The organism is Croceitalea marina (assembly GCF_042684265.1).
GTDB lineage: Bacteria > Bacteroidota > Bacteroidia > Flavobacteriales > Flavobacteriaceae > Croceitalea > Croceitalea marina.
This window is the reverse complement of the sequence record NZ_JBHULB010000058.1, coordinates 1-1,959: the sequence shown is the minus strand read 5'-3', so window position 1 is coordinate 1,959 and position 1,959 is coordinate 1. Positions and strand designations below refer to the sequence as shown.

Sequence of the window (1,959 nt, the reverse complement as noted above, 5' to 3'; positions counted from 1 at the left end):
GTCCGCAAAATCTTTGGGATTTTGCTTTAAACAAGGAAAAGAAAAAACAAAACAAAAAGATTTCGCTATGTGCGTGGCGGAAAGCAAACGCTAGTTTGCTCCCGTACTGTTCATAGCTAAACCGTTACCACACATTTGAGAATGACGAAAAAACAACGTAAAATATTCTACCCAGTAATTTTCTTTCTAGGAGCAATTTTAATTATTTGGGAAATCAATATTTACAGAGAAACCATTATCAATTTGATGATTCCAATCGGAATTATAATGGTTGTTGGAATAATTGCATTTATTCTCGACTTTAAGAATTATAAGAGCACTTATGAATATAGCGGAATTGGACTTTACCTCTATTCCGCAATGCATTATGTAATCGGATTTGGATTTATTGCTTGCTCAATCTTTATGTTATCGAATTATTATTTCGCTGACCAAAATACAAGAACTGAATCGTATGAAATTATTAGGACTTCCTCACTAGCTTCTGGAGGCAAATATAGAATTGATGTTAAAACACCAACGTTTAGAATTAATTATAATGGAAAAATAAAAGAATTAGTCTTTTCATCTGAATTTTATGAAAAAAGAAACTTCTACAATAACGTGGAATTGGAAATTCGGAAAGGACTATTTGGATTTGATATTTTAGAAAATAAAAAACTGAATTGAAAACAGGAATTTTAAAAACATTACTATTTTATGGAATAGGATTTGGAATCGCAGGAATTGCGTATGCAATTATTGGCAATCCATATATTCACGCACCTGGTGTTCATCATCTAATTTTATTTTTGACTTTAGTTATTGGAATAATTTGGACTTTGATAAGTATTGGCTTTTTCTTTTTTAAAGCAAAAACTGATAAGTTAAAAGGAATAATAATTACAAATAGTATAATAATATTAAGCTGTTTTTTATATGTAGCTATTCCTATCTATTTAGACTCAACCGAAAAGACATTTATAGAATCTGACTTTGTTCGGACTGAAATTAAAGGAGATACGACGAAATTATATCACAACAATAATCTGATTTTTATTAAAGTAAAGGATTCTGTAATATTAGATTTGAGAAAATAAAAAAACGTGTGGTAACACCGTGTATATTTAATTGCTTTGGCAAGTGCTTATTTGGAAAATTCCTTCGGAATTTTCTCGCGTTCGTTTTTGTTTACTAACTTAGTTGCTTAACCACGCAACTAACCATACACAAACACGTTGTGCAACATTTACAGAAAAACCCGAAAAAAAGGTGAAATATGACTAAAAAATATTCTTCAAAAGTTTCTTACGGATTATTGACTGTTGTATTCATAGTCTTTTTCAGTCCATTAGTCCTAAATCTGATTAAAAGCGGAATCAATCTGAATCTGACTTTAATAAGTTTATTTTTAATAATAATCTTCGGACTTATAACTCATATGTTCCTCAAAACGGAATATACAATTGAGGAAAATAAACTTAAAATCAAATGCGGATTCTTTAATTATAAACCAATTGAAATCAATGAAATTAAGGAAATAACAAAATCAAGTAATATTATTTCTTCGCCAGCACCATCGTTTGACCGAATTGAAATTAAATATGGGAAATTTGAGGAGATGATAATTTCACCGAAAGACAAGTTTGAATTTGCAAAGTATTTGACTAGTTTAAACCCGAATATAAAAAACAACTTAACTGAAAAATAAAAAACGTTGCACAACAAAGTATATAATTTATTGCTAGTTCTAGCCTACTTACGAAAATCCTCGCGGATTTTCTATTCGGTTTTTATTTGCTAAATTACGTGCTTAACCACGCAACAAACCATATACAACAACGTTACAAGCAAGCTTGACCCGTCCTGAATAAAGGCTACATAATTCTTACAATTATGTACAAAAATGACAAAGTAATCAGACGGTATTCCGAATCTTTCAAACTCAAAATTCTGGACGAACTTACAACCGGAAAACTA

General features: G+C 30.1%; 3 protein-coding genes. All 3 read left to right on the top strand.

Annotated elements, in window-relative coordinates:
• Nucleotides 1-141 precede the first annotated feature (141 nt).
• Nucleotides 142-669 carry a hypothetical protein gene (locus ACFSQJ_RS14355; protein ID WP_377767665.1) on the top strand — a complete coding sequence of 176 codons (528 nt, stop codon included), beginning with the start codon at nt 142-144 and terminating at the stop codon, nt 667-669.
• Nucleotides 666-1,079: a hypothetical protein gene (locus ACFSQJ_RS14350; protein ID WP_377767664.1), complete on the top strand. Its 414-nt coding sequence runs from the start codon at nt 666-668 to the stop codon at nt 1,077-1,079. The genes ACFSQJ_RS14355 and ACFSQJ_RS14350 overlap by 4 nt, the downstream gene beginning before the upstream one ends.
• A gap of 179 nt (nt 1,080-1,258) precedes the next feature.
• Nucleotides 1,259-1,690, top strand: a complete 432-nt coding sequence (locus ACFSQJ_RS14345) for a PH domain-containing protein (protein WP_377767663.1) — start codon at nt 1,259-1,261, stop codon at nt 1,688-1,690.
• The last annotated feature ends 269 nt before the right edge of the window (nt 1,691-1,959 follow it).

Excerpts from the sequence above, each read along its gene's own strand:
- ACFSQJ_RS14345 (WP_377767663.1), top strand. The coding sequence starts at position 1,259 with ATGACTAAAAAATATTCTTCAAAAGTTTCTTACGGATTATTGACTGTT.
- ACFSQJ_RS14355 (WP_377767665.1), top strand. The coding sequence starts at position 142 with ATGACGAAAAAACAACGTAAAATATTCTACCCAGTAATTTTCTTTCTA.